This is a genomic window from Mesorhizobium sp. XAP4, assembly GCF_029269325.1.
Classification (GTDB): Bacteria; Pseudomonadota; Alphaproteobacteria; order Rhizobiales; family Rhizobiaceae; genus Mesorhizobium; species Mesorhizobium ciceri.
Genome location: NZ_JARIXW010000007.1, coordinates 283,578 through 304,139, shown reverse-complemented (window position 1 = coordinate 304,139; position 20,562 = coordinate 283,578). Strand labels below are relative to the sequence as shown.

Below are 20,562 nucleotides of genomic sequence, written 5' to 3'. Positions count from 1 at the left end.
AATGGCACCGCGAAAAGTCATCATCACCTGCGCCGTCACCGGCTCGGTGCACACGCCGTCCATGTCGCCCTATCTGCCGGTGACGCCGGACCAGATCGCCGCAGACGCGATCGCGGCGGCGGAAGCCGGCGCCTCGATCCTGCATCTGCACGCCCGCGACCCCAGAGATGGCCGCCCGACCGCCGATCCGGACGTCTACATGCAGTTCCTGCCGCGCATCAAGCAGGCGACCGATGCAGTGATCAACATCACCACCGGCGGCTCGTCGCTGATGACGCTGGACCAGCGGCTGGCAGCCCCTTTGCGGGCCGAACCCGAAATGTGCTCGCTCAACATGGGTTCGATGAATTTCGCGCTGTTCCCGATGCTCGACAAGCCGAGGGAATGGCAGCACGAATGGGAACCCAAGCTGCTGGAAGCGACGCGGGACACGATCTTCAAGAACACCTTCGCCGATATGGAAGGGGTGCTGGAAAGACTGGGAAAGGGCTGCGGCACGCGCTTCGAATTCGAATGCTATGATGTCGGCCATCTCTATTCGCTGGCGCATTTCCGCGATCGCGGGCTGGTGTCTGGCCCGCTGTTCATCCAGTTCGTGCTGGGCATTCTCGGCGGCATCGGCGCCGACCCGGACAATCTCGTCCACATGAAGCGGATCGCCGACAAATTGTTCGGCGACAGCTACCAGTTCTCGGTGCTCGCCGCCGGCCGCCAGCAGATGCCGCTGATCTCAATTGCAGCAGCCATGGGCGGCAATGTCCGTGTCGGGCTGGAGGACAGTCTCTATGACGGCCGCCAGCTGGCGAAATCCAATGCCGATCAGGTGCGCCGTATCCGTGGCATTCTCGACGGGCTGTCGCTGGAGGTTGCAACGCCCACCGAAGCGCGCGACATGCTGGCGCTCAAGGGCGGCGACCGGGTGGCGTTTTGAGATGCTGATCTGAGATGAACCTGAAATGATTGCCTCGCCCAAAATCCGCCTCCGCCCCGGCCGAGTGGAAGACGTCGAAACCATCCACGCCGCGATCCTGAAACTCGGCACGCATATCGGTGCGCCGGAGGAGATCATTTCGACAGCAGATGATTTGCGCACCTACGGCTTTGGTGAAAAGCCCGCTTTCTCCACCCTGATCGCCGAAGTGGGCGGCGAGTTTGCCGGCCTTTGCCTGCATTTCCCGATCTTTTCGACATGGATGGGGCGGCCTGGCGTCTATGTGCAGGACCTCTATGTCGAGGATCGTTTTCGCGGCCGCAAGATCGGCGAGCGGCTGCTGCGGCGTGTTGCGGCGCAGTGCCGGAAGGAAGGCGGCGTCTATCTCCGGCTGTCCGTCGACACCGACAATGAAGGGGCCAAGGCCTTCTACGAGAGGCTGGGCATCGCCTGGTCGAGCTACGAACAGACCCAAAAAATCATCGGCGAGGCCTTCTTTGCTTTCGCCGACGCGCCGGAAAACGGGGATCAGGAATGAAAGCCTTCTATGCCGAGGAACAGAAGCGCCACGACCCCAGGGCCTTTCTTTCGAGCGGCGCGGCACAGCCCAATCCGGAAAAGCCGGAGCGCATCGAGAGATTGTTAGTCGGCGCACTATCTGCGGGTTGCACGATCGAGCGACCTCGGGATCATGGGCTCGGCCCGGCCGCGGCGGTGCACACGCCGGAATATCTGGATTTCCTCGAGCATATCTACGCGCGCTGGCAGCGCATCGAGGGCGCTTCGGCCGAAGTGATCCCGAACATCCATCCGATCGCGCGCAATGGCTCCTATCCGGCCTCGGCGGTCGGCCAGGCCGGCTATCACATGGCCGACACGGCTTGCCCGATCTCGGGCGAAACATGGCAGAGCGCGCTGTGGAGCGCCTGGAGCGCGGTCGAAGCCGCCGAGGCGGTGATATCAGGCGCACCGGCCGCCTACGCGCTGTGCCGCCCTCCCGGCCACCATGCCTTTGCCGATGTCGCCGGCGGCTTCTGTTTCATCAACAATTCGGCCGTCGCGGCGCAGGTTCTGCGCAAACAAGCCGCACGGGTGGCGATCCTCGATGTCGACCTGCATCACGGCAACGGCACGCAAGGCATCTTCTATGCACGGCCGGATGTGCTGACCGTCTCGCTGCACGCCGATCCGGTGCGCTTCTATCCGTTCTTCTGGGGTCATGCCGACGAGCGCGGCGAAGGGCCCGGCCTCGGCTATAATTTCAACCTGCCGCTGCCGCGCAAATCCGCGGACGCGGCGTTTCTCGAAGCGCTCGAGACGGCCTTCCAGCGCATCCGTGCCTTTTCGCCGGACGCGCTGGTCGTGGCGCTCGGCCTCGACGCGTTCGAGGGCGATCCGTTCGGCGGACTTTCGGTGACGACGCCTGGCTTCTCGCGCATCGGCGAGGCTATCGCAAAGCTCGACCTGCCGACGGTCATCGTCCAGGAGGGCGGCTACCTCTGCGACGAACTCGGCGACAATCTCACCGCGTTCCTCACCGGCTTCGGCGGCAAGATGCGGTGAGTGCTCAAGCCAGCGTCAGGAGCGCTGCTGCCTGAGCATGGCGATGACCCGATGCACACTTTCCAGCGTTTCGTCGATTTCGGCTGCCGTGTTGTAGTGAGCAATGCCGATGCGCACGACGCCATGCTCGGCTGGAATGCCGAGCTGGTGGACGATCTCCCAGGCGTAGTTGTGACCGGACCACAGGAAGATATTTTCGGCGTTCATCTGCCGCACGATTGTCTCCGGCACGATGCGCTCGACCGTGAAGGAAACCGTCGGCACGCGATCGCCGAGCCGCTTCGGGTCAGTGATGCCGTGGACGGTCAAGCCCTCGATATCGGACAGGCCGTCGATCAGTTGTTGCGCCAACGGGTTTTCGTACGCGATCGAAGCCGCGAACGCCTTGGCGATCTTCTGCCTTCTTGAACCGCCCTCGCCCGCCGCCGCGGCAAGGTCGGCAAAGTAGTCGACCGCGGCGGTGAGGCCGGCCATCAGCTCGATCTGCGGCGTGCCGAGTTCGAACCGCTCCGGCAGACCGTTGGAAGAGCAGCGGCATTTGTAGGGCTCCAGCCTCTCGATGACATCACGCCGGCCCCACAATATGCCCATATGCGGTCCGAAGAATTTGTAGGCCGAGCAGATCAAAAAATCGCAGCCGAGCTCCTGCACGTCGATCAGGCCGTGCGGCGCGAATTGGACGGCATCGACATAGACCAGCGCACCGGCATTCCTGGCTATCGCAGTCAGCGCCTTCACCCGGTTGATCGAACCGGTCAAATTGCTGGCGTAGTTCAACGCGACCAGCCGTGTCTTCTCCGAAAGCAAGCCAGCCAGCGTCGCCTCCTCGACCTGCCAGCTGGTTTCGTCGAACGGCAGCCAGCGCACGACGAGGCCGTGATCCTCGGCCAGTTGCAGCCAGGGCGAGACGTTGCCCTCATGGTCCATGCGGGTGAGGATGATCTCGTCACCGGGCTGCATCGTGCGGCCGAGCGTGCGCGAGATGTGGTAGGTCAGCGTCGTCATGTTGGCGCCGATGACGATTTCCTCAGGGCTTGCGGCGCCGAGGAAATCGGCCATGGCCTCATGTGCCTCATCGACGACGGCCTGCGCGGCAATCGTCGTTTCGAAGTAGCCGCCAAGGTTCGCATTGGTGGTCAAGAGACAGCGCGATACCGCATCCGCCACTGCCTGTGGCACCTGCGTGCCGGCAGGGTTGTCGAGATAGATGCGGCGGCGGCCCTTGTCGGTCAGAGAGAGAGCGGGAAATCTCCCCCGGATAGCCTCGATCGGAAAATTCATTGCCGCCCTTCTCCCATTGTAATCATTGGATATTCGGCCAGTAATCCCCGTTCAAGGACAGGGATTGCCGACCCGCTGGTGGATCGCATCCACCGCCTTCTGCATTTCGTCGGTCCAGACGACGTCGACGGAAGACAGCGCCATATCGAGCTGCGCAACGGTCGTCGCGCCGACGATGTTCGAGGTCACGAACGGCCGGCTCGAGACAAAGGCGTTGGCAAACAGTGCCGGCTCCAGGCCAAAGGAGCGCGCCAGCTCATTGTATTCGAGTTGTGCCTCGGCGGCACCTGGCGTCTCGTAGCGCTGGCCGCGATTGAACAGCTGAGTGCGCGAGCCCTGAGGCCGCGCGCCGTGGTCGTACTTGCCGGTGAGATAGCCCTGCGCCAGCGGCGAATAGGGCAGCAGCGACACCTGCTCGCGCTCGCAGACCTCGGCGAGATTCACCTCGAAGGTGCGGTTGACGAGATTGTAGGCGTTCTGGATCGACGCGACGCGCGGGCCGATACCCTTGTCGGCTTCGGCAAGGAACCGCATCACGCCCCAGGAACTCTCGTTCGACAGGCCGAAATGCCGGATCTTTCCTGCCTTCACCAATTCGTCAAACACGGCAAGCGTCTCGGCGATCGGCGTTTCGCCGGCCGGTGCGCCGACGGAATCGGCGCGCGGCGACACGGCGCCGACGCGCGTCGGGTTGGCGCCCCAGGGGATATCCCGCTCCGGCCAGTGGATCTGATAGAGGTCGATGTAGTCGGTGCCGAGCTTGGTCAGCGACTTGTCGATGGCGTCAAAGATATCGGCGCGCACCAGTTGCGACGGCCTGTCGCCGCGAAACCAGCTGTTGGCCGTGCGGCCGACGACCTTCGAGGCCAAGATCACCTTGTCGCGGTTGCCCTTGGCCTTCATCCAGCTGCCGATGATCTTTTCGGTCCGCCCCTGCGTCTCCGCCTTGGGCGGGATCGGATAGAGCTCGGCGGTGTCGATGAAATTGACGCCGCGCGAGAAAGCCAGGTCCATCTGGGCGTGGCCTTCGGCCTCGGTGTTCTGCTGGCCCCAGGTCATGGAGCCCAGGCAGATCTGGGTAACAAGAAGATCGGTCCGACCGAGACGGCGTTTGTGCATGGAATTCGGCTCCGGAGGAAGGCTGGCGCGACTGCGCGGAGGAGCCGCATCTATAGGCAAAGCAGAGCCGCTCTCCAAGCCTCGCCAGGCCGACTTTTGCGTGAACCAGCCGGGTTAGCGGCGAGCACCGGCCAGTGCACGACGCTTGGCCTCGTCGATCAGCATGTTGGCCACTTGCATGCGGATCATGGCGCGCTGGCGCAAATGTGGGGCGACGCGGTCGGGATGGTTGGCAAAGGCAAAGCTGCGGCGCATACGGCCGAAATCGGCGACCTGCTTGGGCTGATTGAGGCCGAGTTCGACGGCGATGGCTTCGGGATCGATCGGCGGCAGTTTTTCCTCGGGCTTTGGCTCTTCGCCGGCGAGAACGAGCTTGGCATGATCGAGCAAAGCGGCGAATTCGGTCGCCAGATCCGCGCCCGCCTCGCGATATTCGGCAGCGGAAACCTTGATGCGGCCGGAATGGAGTTCATCGGCCACCGAAAGATAGTCGAACGGGATCGATGGACGAGCGCCGGCCGCTTCGCCCTCGCCATTCTTGTCGGGGGCGATGAAGAGGTCGTCGAGCAACGAAGCGAAATCCCGCTTGGCGCCAGTAGCGATGTCAGCCTCCCCCTCGCCCGACCATTCGGGTATCGAAGCATAGAACCGGCTCGTTAAAAATGCATGGCACCGATCTCAATGAATTTAGCCGTCGCCTCGTGGCAGCCATGCAGCCAGCATTCGGCTACGATGCGCGTCAGCAAAAGTTTCACCCGGTTGCGGAAAATGGCGAAAAAATTCGCCAAGACATGGCAGGTATGCAAATGCTGCACTGCACAATTGTCACGATTCACCTATATTGGCAGCCGTGGAGGACCAATTTGGGGCTTGAATCATGGGTTTCTTCACTGAAATGTTCGCCCGGCCTCGGCCGCAGGAACATCTGAGATACCGCTCGGCGCTCGCGCTGCTTCATTCGATGAGCAATGCCGACCGCGCCGACATCGGGATCAAGCCGGCCGACTTCCCCCGCATCGCCCGCGAAATGTCCGTTCGCTAGCAGCATCCGGTGTTCAGGATGTCCCGGATCGGTCCGGGACACCTCCAAAAAACTCAATTCCTTAGCGCGATCCCAGGAATGTCGCCTTGCCCAACGGTACGCCATTGTGGCGAAGGATGTCGTAAGCCGTGGTGAGATGGAAATAGAAGTTGGGCATGGCCACATGCAGCAGATACTGCAGGCCGGGCATCGAGCTTTCGCGTCCACCAAGCTTCAGCTCGATGATCTTGTCATCGGAGCCGTCGAATTCGGCAGCCGAAAATGTCGCGAGAAGGTCGAGCGTCTTCGTGATGCGAGCCTGGACATCGGCAAAACTCGCCTCATTGTCCTCGTATTTCGGCACTTCGCGGCCGGCGAGCCGTGACGGCGCGCCCTTGGCATGATCGGTGGCGATCTGCACCTGCCTGGTCAAGGCGAACATGTCCGGCGCCAGCCGCGCCGTCAAAAAAACCTGCGGGTCTATCTTGCGGTCCAGCGCATTCTGTTCGGCGGTCGCAAGCACATTGGAAAGCGCTTTCAGCCTGGCCGAAAACACCGGCACGGATGCCTCATACATCGATATCGTCACGTCAAATCTCCTGCCCGGCCCAGCGCCGGCGGACGCGACGTAGCGCCTTCGTGCAGGATTTTTCAAGGCCGCCGACGCCGCGTCACCACGTTGCCGCAATCGCCGTCGTAGAATCCTCTTATCGAGCGGAGGTTCCCGATGAGATGCGCCCTTTTCGCAGCGACTGCCTTTCTCTCCCTTGCCCCGATCGGTCAAACGACCTTGGCAGCCGAAGATGCCCGCGAAACGCCCTATGTCGACGACCGGTCGAGCGCCGATGCTGTTGTGCGTTCGCTCTACAGCGCCATCAGCCGGCACGAATTCGCTCGCGCCTGGGGGTATTTCGGCGATACAAAACCGGCAAAGGATTTCGACAGTTTCGTCAAGGGCTATGACGGCACCGACAAGGTCGAGGTCTTGACCGGGGCGGTTTCCGACGAAGGTGCGGCCGGCAGCATTTTCTACAACGTGCCCGTCGCCATCCGCGCCACCGACAAGAGCGGCGGCGAAAAGGTTTTTGCCGGCTGCTACACGCTGCGCCAGGTGAATGCCCAGATCCAGGCGGAGCCACCCTTCGATCCGATCCACATCGAGAAGGGGGCACTGAAACCCTCCACCGCCGATTTCGAGGAGGCGCTGCCGCCAAGCTGCGGCGACGGGCCGCCGCCACCGAAGAAGGACACTGCGCTGGAGCAGGCAAAGAAGGCGTTTCTGGCAACCTATGACGGCCAGTGCGACAAACAGTTCCTGGCCGACGAGCCGAAGGTCTTTTCAATCAAATACAAGGACAAGGATGCGCAGCCCGGCGACCCCGACAAGGAGACGCGGCTGTTCCATTTTTCCTGCTCGGCCGCCGCCTACAATGAAAGCTCGGTCTATTATATGACCGACGAGATATCGGCCGTGCAGCAATTGCAATTCGCCGAACCCAAGATGGACATCCGCTACGAGAACAATGACAGCAACGGCAAATTGCTGGGCATGAGCATCGTCGGTTTCCAGACGTCCGGCTGGGCGGTCAATTCCGACTACGACGAGGCCACCCAGACGATCACCACGTTCAACAAGTGGCGTGGGGTCGGCGATGCTTCCGACGCCGGCACGTATCTGTTCCGCAACGGCAATTTCTCGCTGGTCCAGTACGACGTCGATGCATCCTATGACGGCGAGCAAAATCCCGAGACTGTCGTCGACTACAACACTGCGCCTTGAGCATCACACGAGCTTGTAGGCTGTGTCGATCAGGGCGCCTTCGACAGCATCCAGTTGAGCGTGCCGCGCCAGTCGGTCATGCGGATCGGGGTGCCATGGGTACCGGTCTCGAAACGAACGAAACGGGTCGGGTAAGTCTTCGATTTGGCCAGGATCGAGCGAAAGAATGCCTCCTGATTTGCCACTGGGAAGACCACGTCGTGACTGCCCTGGCCGAAAAAGACCGGCACACGGCGCTTGAATGCTGGGCTGGTGAAAAAGCTCTCATCCCATAGCGAGCCGAGCAGCAGCAGGCCGTTGATGCGGCCGCCCATGTCCTTGCGCGCGGCAAGCTTCCAGCACAGCGCGCCGCCCATCGAGCCGCAGGCAACGAAGATCTTCGCGCCTGGCGACCGGTCGGCATAGTGACCGATCAGCGCTGCCACCTGCGCTGCTCCCTTGTCGCCGAAATCGGTGAAATCCGGGCTGAGGTAGAGGCCGCCATTGCCGGCCATCAGGTTCTTGAGCCGGTTGAAATTGCCGCCGAAGGTGAAGTCGTCGACGCCTTGCTTGCGGCTGCCGCCCTGCCCGTGCAGGTAAAGCACGATGATGCCGGCGCCCTCGGTCTTGCCGACGGCGACATGCCTGATATCGCCGGCGTCGGTTTTCAGCAACAGATCCTGCTGCACCTTGCGCACGCTGGCGTCGGTATATTGGGCGTTCACCCGCCGCTCGGGCACCTGGTCACGCTGGTTGATGTCGCGCATCTCGCGGTAGTCGATGACCGTGTAGGCGCCGTTGCTGTCGGACGACAGCGTGGGCGGATAGGCGAAGAGATCGTCCTTGAAGGGTTTTAGGGACAGCGTCTGACTTTGCGCGGCCGACGACAGCAACGCGGTCGTGACTGCAAAGGCACAGAAAATTTGGCGGCGAAAAGACATACCCAAGGCATGCGTAATTCGGCTTGGGTTTGTCAATCCTGCAGCACGCCGCCGGCGCCTTCCAGCGCCTCGCGCGTGTCGACATCGACAGACGCCGCCGCGCCGATCTCGACATCGATGACATCGAGCCCTTCGGTCTCGACCAGATAGCGTGCACCGGTGTCGCCCTCCAGATGGGCGATCGCCGGAAACAGCGAACGCGGCAACAGCACCGGATTGCCGCGCTTGCCGTCATGCGAAGCGCGGACCACCGCATTGCCGCCGCCCTTGCGGAACGCATCGATCAAGCTGTCGAGATCGTCGGACGTGATATCGGGCATGTCGCCGAGCGCGATCATCACACCGGCGGAGTCCTCCGGCAGATAGGCAATGCCGGCCTTCAGCGACGTGGACAAGCCGTCGGTAAAATCAGGATTGTCGGCGAAGGTCACGTCGAGGCCCGCCAGCGCAGCGCGCACCCGCTCGCGCTGGTGGCCGGTGACGACGATAGTTCTGGACGCCTTCGAGCCAAGCGCCCGCTCGGCGGTGCGGCGCACCAGCGGCTTGCCGTCGAACAGCGCCAACAGCTTGTTGGGTCCACCCATGCGGCTCGACCGGCCGGCCGCCAGCAGCACGATGCCGACCTTCAGTTGAGATTTGGCCGGCAGCGGTTCGCGGGGCTGCGGCCGTGTGGGGATTTCCATCAACAGCCCGCCGACCCCCATGCCGGCAATATCCCTGGCGGTCACGTCGAGACCGGCGATCAATCGGTCCAGCACCCAATCGAACCCGTTCTCCTTGGGACTGCGGGCGCAGCCGGGCGCGCCGATGACGTGCTTGCCGCCGAGCGTACCGAGCACCAGCAGATTGCCGGGATCGACCGGCATACCCGCGCGGACGACGATACCGCCCGCTTTCTCGATCGCCGCGGGAATGACATCGGCGAAATCGCTCATCGCCGAGGCGCCGAAGATCACCACCATGTCATTGTCGCGCACCAGGGAAGCCGTGGCCTCCGCCACCGGCGCGATCTCATGCGCCGTGCGGCGCTCGGCCGTCAGCCTGCCGCCGGTGCGCGCCAGCCGTGCTTCGGTGACCCGCAGCGTCTTGTCGAGCACGGAAGGCTTGATGCCCGGCAGAACCGTCTGGATGACGCCGACACGCACGGGCCGGTAGGCATTGACGGCAAAGATCTCGCCTGCGGCGCAGATTTCTGTCGCAGCGTCGACCAGCGCTGAACCGACCGCGAAGGGAATGATCTTCACCGTCGCGACCATCTGGCCTTTCTCGACCGGCGCATGCTGCGCCAGCGTGGCGATGGTGATGGCGGGATCGATGGCATTGATGGCGTCGATGGCAGCGGCATCGACCGTGAAGATGCCCGGCGCCTTGGCGTGGAGGTTGACCCGCCCGGTCGCGGCAGGCTTGGCTTCGATGCCGCGAAAGGCCATGCTCCCGGCAATCGTTTGCGCGGCCGCATCCTCGCCGAGGTCGTCCTCAGCCAGAACAGCCGCAACGACCTCGGAAACACCGGCAGTCCGTAGCAGCGCCACATCTTCGGCGCTCAGCCTATGCGCCTTGCGGAAGCGGCGTTCACCAGCGGTGGTGGAGTGTGCCAGCACCGCGCCTTCCGCCGTCTCGATCGGGATCGGTCCGAATTTCACGCCGCCGCACCTTTTGCGTCCAGCCCGCGCGAGCGGAAGGCATGGATCGCCTGGGCCAACACCGCAACAGCAATCTCTCCCGGGCTGGCAGCACCAATATCGAGCCCGATCGGCGCATGGATACGGGCGATCTGGTCGGCGCTCGCGCCCAGCGCCAGCAAACGTTCGACACGCTTGGCATGCGTCTTCCTGCTGCCGAGCGCGCCGACATAGAAGCAGTTGGCGTCGAGCGCGGCTTTCAGGGCGAAATCGTCGACCTTCGGATCGTGGGTGACGGCGGCAAGTGCGGTGTAGCTGTCGAGCGGCTGACGCTTCAGCACATCCTCCGGCCATTCGGCATGAAGCGCCACATCGGGAAAGCGGTCCGGCGTGGCGAAAGCGGTGCGGGGGTCGATGATCTCCACGGGATAGCCGGCGATCTTCGCCATCGGCGCCAGCGCCTGGCTGATATGGACGGCGCCAATCACGACCAGACGCGGCTGCGGCAGATGCGCGTTGAGAAAGAAAGTCCGCCCCTCTGCTTCGACCGAACCGGAGTTGCCGGTGCGGAACGCCCTGGCGATCGCGGCGCCAAGATCGCCGGCGACCTGATCGCCCTCGCGCACGATCCGGTCACGGCCGTCACCGAGATCGGTGACAAGAATCGCCGCACGACGAGCGCGTCGTTCGGCGTTCAAGGTTTTTAAGGCGTAGGGATCCATCAGGAAATCTCTTGTCCGAGCGTGATCTTGTGCAAAAACCGGGTCCCACTTTTTGGGATCATGCTCTAGCCCAGTCTTTCCACGTACACCTTGATGCGGCCGCCACAGGACAAGCCGACCTGCCAGGCGGTTTCGTCGGCGACACCGAACTCCAGCATCCTGGCCTCGCCGCTGTCGATGACGTCGATGGCCTCGCTGACCACCGCGCCTTCGACGCAGCCGCCCGAGACGGAGCCGTGGAAATTGCCGTCTGCGTCGATGACCAGATGGCTGCCTACAGGTCGGGGCGCCGAACCCCAGGTCTCGACCACTGTCGCGATGGCCACGTCCTTGCCGTCCTTCATCCAGCCCTCCGCAATGATCAGCGGGTCGCGGGCCTCATCCAGATAAATGCTGTTTTCCATGACCGTTTCTCCAGAAGTCTGTTTTTCTCGGGATCTGTTTTCCGGATGGGAAGGATATGGTTATGCGGCGCGCCTCGCGCCAGCTTCCAGCCATCGGCGCGGATCGACGGATTGTGCCGACTTCTTGTCCAATGACGCGCAGAGATCGGCGAGCGCATCGAGATTGTGCACCGAGCGGAACTCGTCGACATGCGGCAGCATCGCCTTGACGCCACGGGCGCGCGCCTGGAAGCCGTCGAAGCGCAGCAACGGGTTCAGCCAGATCAGCCGCCGGCAGGATTTGTGCAGGCGCTCCATCTCCTCCGACAGGCCGGCGACATCGTCGCGCTCCAGCCCATCTGTGATCAGAAGCACGACCGCCCCCTGCCCCAGCACGCGACGCGACCATATCAGGTTGAACTCGGCCAACGTGTCGCCGATGCGCGTGCCGCCCGACCAGTCCATGACCGCCGCCGAACAGTCGGCAAGGGCTGCATCCGGGTCGCGATGGCGCATCTGCCGCGTCAGATTGGTCAGCCGGGTACCGAAGACGAAGGTGTGCACGCGACGCCTTTTTTCCGTCAGCGCATGCAGGAAATGCAGGAAAATCCGCGTGTACTGGCTCATCGAGCCGGAAATGTCGGCCAACACCACCAGCGGCGGATGAACCTCGCGGGCTGAGCGGAATTTCGGCAGGATCAGTTCGCCGCCGGTGCGCGCGGCCGAACGCATCATGGCGCGCGGATCGATGCGGCGGCCATGCGCATCGGCCTTGAAGCGCCGCGTCCGCACCATGTCGAAAGGCAACCGCAACTGCGCGATCGCCTTCTTGGCGTCGGCCATCTCGGCGGCGTTCATCTGGGCAAAATCCTTGGCCCGCAGCACCTCGTTGCCGGAAAAGGTGAAGCGGGCGTCGACCTCGATCTCGGGAATTTCCTGTGGCGGCTGGTTCTTCTGGTGTCCCTCGAACATCGCCTGGCTGACCCGGTTTTCAGCGGCGCGTGGCTTCTGCTTTTCCCTGGTGTCGGGCGCCACCGGCGAAAACATCGCCAGCATCTTTTCGATCAGTTCGCGCGACTTCCAGAACAGCCGGAAGGCCTCGTCGAAAATGGCGTGATCCTCATGCCGCGACACCAGCACGGCGTGCAGCGTCCAGTAGAAATCGTCGCGCGAACCGATGCCCGCGGCGAGCACCGCCTCGATGGCGTCCTTGACCGAGGCCGGCCCGACCCGCATGCCCGCCTTGCGCAAGGTGCGGGCAAAATAGACGATGTTGTCGGCGATCCGCCCGTGCGGCATGGCCTCTTTTGGCTCGGGGCGCGGCATCGCCTACTCCGCCGCCGAAAGCTCGGCCTTCACCTCGTTGAGGATGCGCCGGCCTTCGCCCTGCTCGATGCGGGCAATGTCGTCCTGGTATTTCAACAGCACGCCGATCGTATCGGAGACGGTTTCCGGATCGAGCGCCACCTTGTCGAGCTCGGTCAGCGCGCCGGCCCAGTCGATGGTTTCGGCGACACCCGGCACCTTGAACAGCTCGATCTGGCGCAGCTTCTGGATGAAGGAGACCACTTCGGCCGAAAGGCGCTGGTTGGCCTGCGGCACCTTGCGGCGCACGATCTCCAACTCGCGCTCGGCATTGGGATAGTCGACCCAGTGATAGAGGCAGCGCCGCTTCAGCGCGTCGTGGATCTCACGGGTGCGGTTGGTGGTGATGATGACGATCGGCGGCTCTTCCGCCTTGATGGTGCCGAGCTCGGGCACCGTCACCTGGAAGTCGGACAGGATTTCGAGCAGGAAGGCCTCGAACGCCTCGTCGGTGCGGTCGAGTTCATCGATCAGGAAAACCGGGGCAGCCCCCGCCTTGCCGGTCAGCGCATCGAGCACCGGGCGGCGGATCAGGTATTTTTCGGAGAAGACGTTGCGCTCCATGGCGGAGCGCTCGACCTTGCCGGCCGCCTCCTCCATGCGGATCTCGATCATCTGCGCGGCGTAGTTCCACTCGTAGACGGCGGACGAGACGTCAAGGCCTTCATAGCATTGCAGGCGGATCAGCCGGCGGCCGAGCGCCTGTGCCAACACCTTGGCGATCTCGGTCTTGCCGACGCCGGCCTCGCCCTCAAGGAAAAGCGGCCGCTTCATACGCAACGACAGGAACAGTACGGTCGCCAGCGACCGGTCCGCCACATAGTCCGCACCGGTCAGGAGATCGAGCGTCTCGTCGATCGTCCGTGGCGCGGCGCGCGGTTTCAGCTCGGTCATTCTTTCTCCGTGAACGCCGCCGCTCCGCTTTCCAGTACGTGGTAGCCGCGGGCGTGATAGATCAGCGGCCGCAAATTATCGCCCATCCGCAGGCCTGTCACCTTGCCAAAAAGCACACGATGGGTGGCCAGGTCCTTGGTATCGATCAATTCGCAGTCGAACACGGCGAGCGCACCCTTCAGCGTCGGCGCGCCGGTGGAGATCACGTCCCATTCGCCGAGCGCGAAGCGCTCCTCGACCGGCAAGCCGGTGATTCCGGAAAAGCCGACTGACAGCGGCTCCTGGTGGGAAGCCAGGGTGTTCAAGGCAAACCTGCCGTTTTTCACGAACGGTTCGTTCTTGGGATTTTCGCGATTGAGACAGACCAGAATGATCGGCGGGGTGTCCGAAACCGAGCAGGCCGCGATCACCGTCGCGCCGCGCTTGCCGGCCGGCCCGTCGGTGGTGACCACATGGACGTGGCCGGCAAAGTGGCTCATCGCGTCGCGATAGGCCTGCGGCCCAATGTCGTTCTTCTTCAGCACCGTATTTTTTCCATTGTCAGGATCCTATCGACATATATGGCCAGACATAGCCCGCCACAAGCGAAGTGCCTGAGCCATATCCCGAAATTCGCGTGTTGCACCAAGGCCGGGCAGCCTTTAGGTCTTGGCGGCAACAGTGCCGGGAGCATAGGACCGGCCCGGAGGATCCCATCGCTCGAATGCGACCCAGGACAAGAACAATAGCGGCGCTGTTCTGGCTGTTCCTGGCCAGTGGTGCGGATGCCCGGACGCTGCTGGTCGGCGTCTCGGCGCCCCTGTCGGGACCATCGGCCATTCTCGGCAAGCAGATCGAGGCCGGTACCGGTATGGCCGCCGAAGCGAACGGCATCGAACTCAAGACCGTGGATGACGCCTGCACCGCCGATGGCGGCGCTGCCGCGGCCAGGGAATTCGCAGCCGTCAAGGTCAATATCGTGGTCGGCTTTCTCTGCACCGAGGCGATCGAGGCGGCGATGCCGATCCTGAAGGACGCCAACATTCCGGTCATCACCATTGGCGTGCGAACCGAAAGCCTGACCGACCGCCGCGCCAAGACCGGCTGGCCGGTCTATCGCCTCGGACCACGCGGCGACGATGAGCGCAATGCGGTCGCGTCAGCCCTCACCCGCCTGTGGCAAAACGAATTGTTCGCCATTATCGACGACGGCACCATCTACGGCCGTGAAATCGCCGAGACGTTGCGGGCAGCGGCCGAACAGGCAGCGCTGAAACCTGTGTTCGTCGACACGTTCCGGCCCCAGCTCGACAATCAGATCGGCATGATCGGTCGGCTGAAGAAGGCCGGCGCGACGCATGTCTTTGCCGGCGGCGATGGCGACGACATCGCCATCATGGGCCGCGATGCCGCACAGCTTCAGGCGGGCATCGTCTTTGCCGGCGGCGAGAATCTGCGCACGCCGCCCGGCGACGTGCCCTATTCCTTGGGCACACTGATGATCGCACCGCCGGAATGGGCCGATGTCGCCGATCCAAAAGTGCTGGCGGCTTTTGCCGCGCAGAAAGTCGTGCCCGACGGCTATACGCTGCCGGCCTTTGCGGCGGTCGAAATCGCCAAGGCAGCGTCGGGCTTGTCCGAAAGCTCGGGCAAACCACTGACCGAAGCTCTGACCGGACAGGATTTCACCACGGCGATCGGGCCGATCCGGTTTGATGCGAAAGGCGATCTCAGCCGGAGCCCCTACCGCCTCTTCCGCTTCGATGGCATGCGCTTTGCGCCCTTGGAAAGCAACTGATGTTTCGCACCGGCCCACGCAACCTGATCACCGACGTTGCCGGCCTGCGCGTCGGCAATGCGTCCGACGCCAGGCTGAAATCCGGGGTAACGACCGTGCTTTGCGATGCGTCCACAGTGGCCGGCGTTCAGATCCTGGGCGGCGCGCCGGGCACCCGCGAGACCGACCTGCTCGAACCGCACAATTCCGTCGATGTGGTGCACGCCGTGGTGCTTTCGGGCGGCTCGGCTTTCGGCCTCGACGCAGCTTCCGGCGTGCAGGCGGCGTTGCGTGAACGCGGCATCGGCCTCGAGGTCGGCGGTTTTCGCGTTCCGATCGTGCCGTCGGCGATCCTGTTCGACCTGCGCAATGGCGGCGACAAGGATTGGGGCCGTTATCCGCCCTACCGCGAGCTTGGCTATGAAGCCGCGCAAACCGCCACCGCCGATTTCCAACTCGGCAGCATCGGCGCCGGCACCGGCGCGCTCACTTCGGGGCTGAAAGGCGGCCTCGGCTCCGCCTCGACGCTGCTCGACAATGGCGTCACCATCGGCGCGCTGGCCGCCGTCAATCCGACCGGTTCGGTGACCACAGGCCGAACCCGCCATTTCTGGGCGGCACCGTTCGAAATCGGCGACGAATTCGGTGGGCTTGGCTATCCCTCGCCGATGCCTGACGAGGCGAAACGGATTCTTTTGAAGTACCGCGACAAACATTTTGGCCGGCAGACGGAGACCGGCGGCAACACCACCATCGCCGTCATTGCCACCGATGCAGTGCTCACAAAGGCTGCCGCCAAGCGCCTGGCGATGTCGGCGCATGATGGATTCGTGCGCGCCATCTGGCCGACGCACACGCCGGCCGATGGCGACCTTGTGTTCGCGCTGGCGACCGGCACGAGCGGTATCGAACTCTCCGCCGATTCAGCAATCGATCTCTGCGCCGCCGCCGGCGCCACCATGGCGCGCGCCATCAGCCGAGGCGTCTATGCCGCGACACCTGCCGAAAACGATCTGTTTCCGGTCTGGTCGTCACGCATGAAGTGAAGTGAAGCGATCAATCAGACCGGATCGGACTTTTCTTCCTCGAAGGTCACCGCGACATCAGAATTCGCCGACAGCCAGACCTTCTTGCCGTCGACTTCGGCAATCAGGCTCAGGGGAATGTAGTGGTGATGGCCCTTGTGGGCGCCCTCGCCGCTATCGGCCTTGGTCAGCTTGATGCGCTGGCCATCGACCTTGTCGACAGTGCCGACATGCACGCCATCGGCGCCGACGACTTCCATATGCTCACGAATTTTGCTGGTGTCGGTCATGGTGGTTCTCCATTGGGACTGCCGACAATAACAAATGACGGGCCGATTGGATGCATCGGCTTTCGCACCGCACGACGTTTTGATTCCGTCGTGCTAGGGGATTGAAACGATCACGGGGGTGAAGACCGATGCGAATGCTCTTTCTGTTTGCCGTTGGCCTGCTTGCACAGCTTGCGACCTCGATCGCGGCTCATGCCGGCGATGTCGCTGAACTTGAGATCCTCGGCTTCACCAAGGACGGCAGCGTCTTCGCTTTCGAGGAATATGGCGTGCAGGATGGATCGGGCTTTCCCTATGCCAACCGCTACTACATCGACACCAGCACCGACAGCTTTCTGAAGGGCACGCCGATCCGGGTCCGGCTTGAGGACGAGAATGCCAAACTGGATGCGGTGCGCCTTCAGGCCCGGCAAAAAGGCGAATCCATTGTCAGCCAGGCCGAGTTGGACGCCAACCGCGGCATCACCGCGGGTTTCAACCCGGTGACCGAGCTTTCGGCGGATCCGCACCGGATGGCGGTCAATCCGCGCCCGATCTTCACTCTGGTCGACCCACCGCTCGAGTTCCGGCTCGACGAGTTCGGCATGAACAACGCCGATGGCTGCGAGAGCCAGGGCGAAATCAACGGCTTCCGGCTGCTGCGCATCGAGGCGCAGGATGGCGGCACGACCAAGCTGCTGCACGAGGACAAGGCGATACCGAAAAGCCGGGGTTGCCCGAACGGCTATCGCATCGGCGCCGTGCAGACCTTTTCCATGGACAGCCTCAGCGCCTATGCCGTGCTGATCGCGGTGCGCCAATACGGCTTTGAAGGCCCGGACTTTCGCTGGATCGCGGTGACCGGCCGCCTGTGACACCCCCTGCTCAACCCGCCGCGCGCGATCGTGCGCTGAACCGCCTTCGCCGCGCGATACCGACGCCGCGCACAGCACTTGTCGGCGCCTTGTTGTGGGCTGTGACAATGGGCGCCAGCGCGCTCCTCACCTTGTTTTTGGGCGACTGGGAGACGCCGGCGAAAATCCTCATTGTCACCATGCTGTTTGCGGCGGGAGCTGCGCTGGCCTTCCCCATCGGCCTGTTTGCGGCGCGGCTGGTCTCGCAGGGAAGACGCTGGGAAGTCGCTTTCGCCGCGGCCTTCGTGTGCCTAGCAGCGGCGACGATCGGCCTGACCGGCGGGCTGTTTGCCCTGCAGTACCGCTCCTACTACGCCGAGTGGCATGCGCCTGCTTTCACCCGCACCTGGGTCCTCCAGTTCGTCTTCACGACGTTGATTGCGCTCTATCAATTCGTGGTGCTGGGCATCCGGCTCTATTTTCCAGTTGGTTTCATCGCTCTGTTTACCGCGGGCGTCTGGTTTGCGCGCCAGCGGCGTTGAGCATTTTGCTCGCCTCTGTTAGGACGCGGGCAAACTTCTCGATATGTCAGGACTGACCGATGATCCCTCGCTATTCCCGGCCGGAAATGGTAGCCATCTGGTCGCCAGAAACCCGGTTCCGCATCTGGTTCGAGATCGAAGCCTATGCCTGCGACGCACTGGCCGAACTCGGCGTCATCCCCAGGGAAGCGGCAAAAACCGTCTGGGAAAAGGGCAGTGCCGCAAAATTCGACGTCGAGGCGATCGACGAGATCGAACGCGTCACCAAGCATGACGTCATCGCCTTCCTGACCCATCTTGCCGAATTCGTCGGACCGGACGCCCGCTTCATCCACCAGGGCATGACCTCGTCCGACGTTCTCGACACCTGCTTCGCCGTACAGCTGACCCGCGCCAGCGACATCCTGCTCGCCGACATCGACGGTCTGCTTGCAGCGCTCAAGCGCCGCGCCTTCGAGCACAAGAACACCGTCACCATTGGCCGCAGCCACGGCATCCATGCCGAGCCGACGACCTTCGGCGTCAAGCTGGCGCAAGCCTATGCCGAGTTCTCGCGCTGCCGCGAGCGGTTGGTGCACGCGCGAGAGGATATCGCCACCTGTGCGATCTCCGGGGCGGTCGGCACCTTCGCCAACATCGACCCCTATGTCGAGGAACATGTGGCGGCGAAGCTCGGCCTGAAGCCCGAGCCGGTGTCGACGCAGGTGATCCCGCGCGACCGCCACGCGATGTTCTTTGCCACGCTCGGCGTCATCGCCTCGTCGGTCGAGCGGCTGTCGATCGAGATAAGGCATTTGCAGCGCACCGAAGTGCTCGAAGCGGAAGAGTATTTTTCGCCGGGCCAAAAGGGCTCCTCGGCCATGCCGCACAAGCGCAACCCGGTGCTGACCGAAAACCTCACCGGCCTTGCCCGCATGGTTCGCTCCATGGCGATGCCGGCGATGGAGAATGTGGCGCTCTGGCATGAGCGCGACATTTCCCACTCCTCGGTCGAGCGCATGATCGGCCCTGACGCCACCGTGACGCTCGATTTCGCACTGTCACGGCTGACCGGCGTCATCGACAAGCTGCTCGTCTATCCCGACAACATGCTGAAGAACATGAACAAGTTCCGCGGCCTCGTGCATTCGCAGCGTGTCATGCTGGCGCTGACGCAGGCTGGGTTGTCTCGCGAAGACTCCTACCGTCTGGTCCAGCGCAACGCCATGAGGGTGTGGGAGCAAGGCGCTGATTTTCTTGAAGAATTACTGGCCGACAAGGACGTGACCGCTGCCCTGCCCGAGGCCGAAATCCGCGAGAAATTCGACCTGGGCTATCACACCAAGCATGTCGACACGATCTTCAAGCGGGTGTTTGGCAAAGCCTGAGGCAAAGCGCTATACCGTCGCTGGCCGCGAGCGGCAGGCTTCACCTTCTCCCCTGTGGGAGAAGGTGGATCGGCGCGCAACGCCGCGACGGTTGAGGGGTGCTCCAGCTTGGCGCAGCCCTCAAATCAAGCCTTGCCGGGAACAGTCCTGATCACCGTGCCCCATGGATCTTCGCGGGTCACCGGGCTGGTCACATTGTCCGAACGCATCTCCACCCAGGCCAGACCCGACCGGCTGGGATCGCGGCGGCCGGCGCCCGAACTCTGCCAGGCGTTGGCGCCGATGTGGTGGTGATAGCCGCCTGACGACAGGAACACCGCCTGGCCGCCATATTTGGCCACCGTGTCGAAGCCGAATTCCTGGTTCCACCAGGCTTCGGCGTCTTCCGGCCTGCCGACGCGCAGGTGGACATGGCCGACGACGCTGTTTTCCGGCGCGCCCTGCCAGCCGGCGTCACCCGCAGGCACTTCGGCAACGACGGACGGAATGTTCATCCGCTCGGTCGCCATCGCCACCTTGTCGCCATTCCACTTCCAGTCCTGCGGACGGCGGTCGGCATAGATCTCGATGCCGTTGCCTTCGGGATCGGTCAGGTACAGTGCTTCGCTGACCAGATGGTCGGAAGCGCCCTCGATGGCGATCTTGTTTGATATGGCGTGGTTGATCCAGCGGCCGAGATCGGCACGGCTGGGCAGCAGGAAGGCAGTATGGAACAGGCCTGCGCTGCGAGGATCATCCGGCTTGGCCGAAGGATCGGCCTCGATGACCAGCAACGGACGGTTGGCGGCGCCCAGCGTGATCGCCCCATCGGCGCGGCTCAGTTCCTGCAGACCGACGATGCTGCGATAATATGCGGCAAGGCTTTCCGCGTCGCGCGCCTTCAGCCCGACGCGGGCAACGCTGACCGGGGTGGTGGCGGCAAAAGGCAACTCGCTCATCAAATGCTCCGTTCGACCGGCCTGCGATGAAGCTCCCAAAGCGAGAAACCCCACTCCGCCGATCATTGTACGTCGTGTCAGTTCCAAAGTCAGGGTTCCCGCGCACGGCTGTTTCTTTTCCTGACCACAGATTGTCCATCCGCATCGTTCACACAAGACGCGAAGAAGCGAACATGGTGTTCACTATTGTGATCAAACGTGGCGTTTCTG

The 20,562-nt window shown here is 63.2% G+C and carries 23 protein-coding genes; 10 read left to right on the top strand and 13 right to left on the bottom strand.

The window, feature by feature from the left end; genetic code table 11:
- Position 1: 1 nt before the first annotated feature.
- Genes P3C39_RS27740 through P3C39_RS27730 form a run of 3 tightly spaced genes read left to right on the top strand, consistent with a single transcriptional unit; the run spans position 2 to position 2,494 of the window.
- Positions 2-931: a 3-keto-5-aminohexanoate cleavage protein gene (locus tag P3C39_RS27740; protein ID WP_126069292.1), complete on the top strand. Its 930-nt coding sequence runs from the start codon at positions 2-4 to the stop codon at positions 929-931.
- A 25-nt stretch (positions 932-956) separates the two neighbouring features.
- Complete coding sequence (locus P3C39_RS27735; protein WP_013532101.1) at positions 957-1,469, top strand: GNAT family N-acetyltransferase; 513 nt, start codon at positions 957-959, stop codon at positions 1,467-1,469.
- A complete protein-coding gene (locus P3C39_RS27730; RefSeq protein WP_275954638.1) occupies positions 1,466-2,494 on the top strand; it encodes a histone deacetylase family protein in 1,029 nt (342 codons plus the stop codon). The genes P3C39_RS27735 and P3C39_RS27730 overlap by 4 nt, the downstream gene beginning before the upstream one ends.
- Positions 2,495-2,509: 15 nt before the next feature.
- Here the strand turns inward: P3C39_RS27730 and P3C39_RS27725 are convergent, their stop codons facing one another.
- The 3 genes from P3C39_RS27725 to P3C39_RS27715 all read right to left on the bottom strand — a co-directional run bounded on the left by P3C39_RS27725 (position 2,510) and on the right by P3C39_RS27715 (position 5,464).
- Entirely contained in the window at positions 2,510-3,775 is a 1,266-nt protein-coding gene (locus P3C39_RS27725; protein WP_275954639.1) for a cysteine desulfurase-like protein, read from the bottom strand.
- A 51-nt stretch (positions 3,776-3,826) separates the two neighbouring features.
- A complete protein-coding gene (locus tag P3C39_RS27720; RefSeq protein WP_027162642.1) occupies positions 3,827-4,894 on the bottom strand; it encodes an aldo/keto reductase in 1,068 nt (355 codons plus the stop codon).
- Between the two features lie 114 nt (positions 4,895-5,008).
- A complete protein-coding gene (locus P3C39_RS27715) occupies positions 5,009-5,464 on the bottom strand; it encodes a hypothetical protein (protein WP_013532105.1) in 456 nt (151 codons plus the stop codon).
- Positions 5,465-5,771: 307 nt separating this feature from the next.
- On the opposite strand from P3C39_RS27715, the gene P3C39_RS27710 reads away from it, so the two are divergent.
- Positions 5,772-5,936 carry a hypothetical protein gene (locus P3C39_RS27710; protein ID WP_023706483.1) on the top strand — a complete coding sequence of 55 codons (165 nt, stop codon included), beginning with the start codon at positions 5,772-5,774 and terminating at the stop codon, positions 5,934-5,936.
- A 61-nt stretch (positions 5,937-5,997) separates the two neighbouring features.
- On the opposite strand, the gene P3C39_RS27705 is transcribed toward P3C39_RS27710, so the two are convergent.
- Positions 5,998-6,504 carry a DUF1993 family protein gene (locus tag P3C39_RS27705; RefSeq protein ID WP_063167831.1) on the bottom strand — a complete coding sequence of 169 codons (507 nt, stop codon included), beginning with the start codon at positions 6,502-6,504 and terminating at the stop codon, positions 5,998-6,000.
- 138 nt (positions 6,505-6,642) lie between these two features.
- Between P3C39_RS27705 and P3C39_RS27700 the strand changes: the two genes are divergently transcribed.
- Positions 6,643-7,695 (top strand): DUF1176 domain-containing protein, encoded by a 1,053-nt coding sequence (locus tag P3C39_RS27700; protein ID WP_275954641.1) that lies wholly within the window; start codon positions 6,643-6,645, stop codon positions 7,693-7,695.
- Between the two features lie 29 nt (positions 7,696-7,724).
- Here the strand turns inward: P3C39_RS27700 and P3C39_RS27695 are convergent, their stop codons facing one another.
- The 7 genes from P3C39_RS27695 to P3C39_RS27665 form a co-directional block, all read right to left on the bottom strand.
- Positions 7,725-8,615 carry an alpha/beta hydrolase gene (locus P3C39_RS27695; protein WP_275954642.1) on the bottom strand — a complete coding sequence of 297 codons (891 nt, stop codon included), beginning with the start codon at positions 8,613-8,615 and terminating at the stop codon, positions 7,725-7,727.
- A 32-nt stretch (positions 8,616-8,647) separates the two neighbouring features.
- Positions 8,648-10,258, bottom strand: coding sequence for a molybdopterin-binding/glycosyltransferase family 2 protein (locus P3C39_RS27690; RefSeq protein WP_275954643.1), 1,611 nt, complete (start codon positions 10,256-10,258; stop codon positions 8,648-8,650).
- Entirely contained in the window at positions 10,255-10,959 is a 705-nt protein-coding gene (locus P3C39_RS27685; RefSeq protein ID WP_275954644.1) for an XdhC family protein, read from the bottom strand. Before P3C39_RS27685 ends, P3C39_RS27690 begins: the two co-directional genes overlap by 4 nt.
- 65 nt (positions 10,960-11,024) lie before the next feature.
- Positions 11,025-11,363 carry an XdhC family protein gene (locus tag P3C39_RS27680; RefSeq protein WP_275954646.1) on the bottom strand — a complete coding sequence of 113 codons (339 nt, stop codon included), beginning with the start codon at positions 11,361-11,363 and terminating at the stop codon, positions 11,025-11,027.
- 60 nt (positions 11,364-11,423) lie between these two features.
- Positions 11,424-12,668 carry a VWA domain-containing protein gene (locus P3C39_RS27675; RefSeq protein ID WP_024504342.1) on the bottom strand — a complete coding sequence of 415 codons (1,245 nt, stop codon included), beginning with the start codon at positions 12,666-12,668 and terminating at the stop codon, positions 11,424-11,426.
- Between the two features lie 3 nt (positions 12,669-12,671).
- Positions 12,672-13,601: a MoxR family ATPase gene (locus P3C39_RS27670; protein WP_013532114.1), complete on the bottom strand. Its 930-nt coding sequence runs from the start codon at positions 13,599-13,601 to the stop codon at positions 12,672-12,674.
- A complete protein-coding gene (locus P3C39_RS27665; protein ID WP_275954647.1) occupies positions 13,598-14,125 on the bottom strand; it encodes a flavin reductase in 528 nt (175 codons plus the stop codon). Before P3C39_RS27665 ends, P3C39_RS27670 begins: the two co-directional genes overlap by 4 nt.
- A gap of 179 nt (positions 14,126-14,304) precedes the next feature.
- Between P3C39_RS27665 and P3C39_RS27660 the strand changes: the two genes are divergently transcribed.
- On the top strand, positions 14,305-15,378 hold the full coding sequence (locus P3C39_RS27660; RefSeq protein ID WP_275954648.1) for an ABC transporter substrate-binding protein: 1,074 nt from the start codon (positions 14,305-14,307) through the stop codon (positions 15,376-15,378).
- Entirely contained in the window at positions 15,378-16,403 is a 1,026-nt protein-coding gene (locus P3C39_RS27655; protein ID WP_275954649.1) for a P1 family peptidase, read from the top strand. Before P3C39_RS27660 ends, P3C39_RS27655 begins: the two co-directional genes overlap by 1 nt.
- A 14-nt stretch (positions 16,404-16,417) precedes the next feature.
- On the opposite strand, the gene P3C39_RS27650 is transcribed toward P3C39_RS27655, so the two are convergent.
- Positions 16,418-16,672, bottom strand: a complete 255-nt coding sequence (locus P3C39_RS27650) for a DUF2171 domain-containing protein (RefSeq protein ID WP_013532118.1) — start codon at positions 16,670-16,672, stop codon at positions 16,418-16,420.
- Positions 16,673-16,800: 128 nt separating this feature from the next.
- Here P3C39_RS27650 and P3C39_RS27645 point away from each other — a divergent pair, with 128 nt between their 5' ends.
- The 3 genes from P3C39_RS27645 to purB all read left to right on the top strand — a co-directional run bounded on the left by P3C39_RS27645 (position 16,801) and on the right by purB (position 19,414).
- A complete protein-coding gene (locus tag P3C39_RS27645; RefSeq protein WP_275954650.1) occupies positions 16,801-17,526 on the top strand; it encodes a DUF2259 domain-containing protein in 726 nt (241 codons plus the stop codon).
- Positions 17,527-17,633: 107 nt separating this feature from the next.
- Positions 17,634-18,047 (top strand): hypothetical protein, encoded by a 414-nt coding sequence (locus tag P3C39_RS27640; protein ID WP_275954651.1) that lies wholly within the window; start codon positions 17,634-17,636, stop codon positions 18,045-18,047.
- A 59-nt stretch (positions 18,048-18,106) separates the two neighbouring features.
- The gene (gene purB / locus P3C39_RS27635; RefSeq protein WP_275954652.1) at positions 18,107-19,414 is read left to right on the top strand and encodes an adenylosuccinate lyase; all 1,308 of its coding nucleotides are present in this window, start codon (positions 18,107-18,109) and stop codon (positions 19,412-19,414) included.
- Positions 19,415-19,539: 125 nt separating this feature from the next.
- Here the strand turns inward: purB and P3C39_RS27630 are convergent, their stop codons facing one another.
- A complete protein-coding gene (locus P3C39_RS27630) occupies positions 19,540-20,352 on the bottom strand; it encodes a VOC family protein (protein WP_013532122.1) in 813 nt (270 codons plus the stop codon).
- Positions 20,353-20,562: the final 210 nt, after the last annotated feature.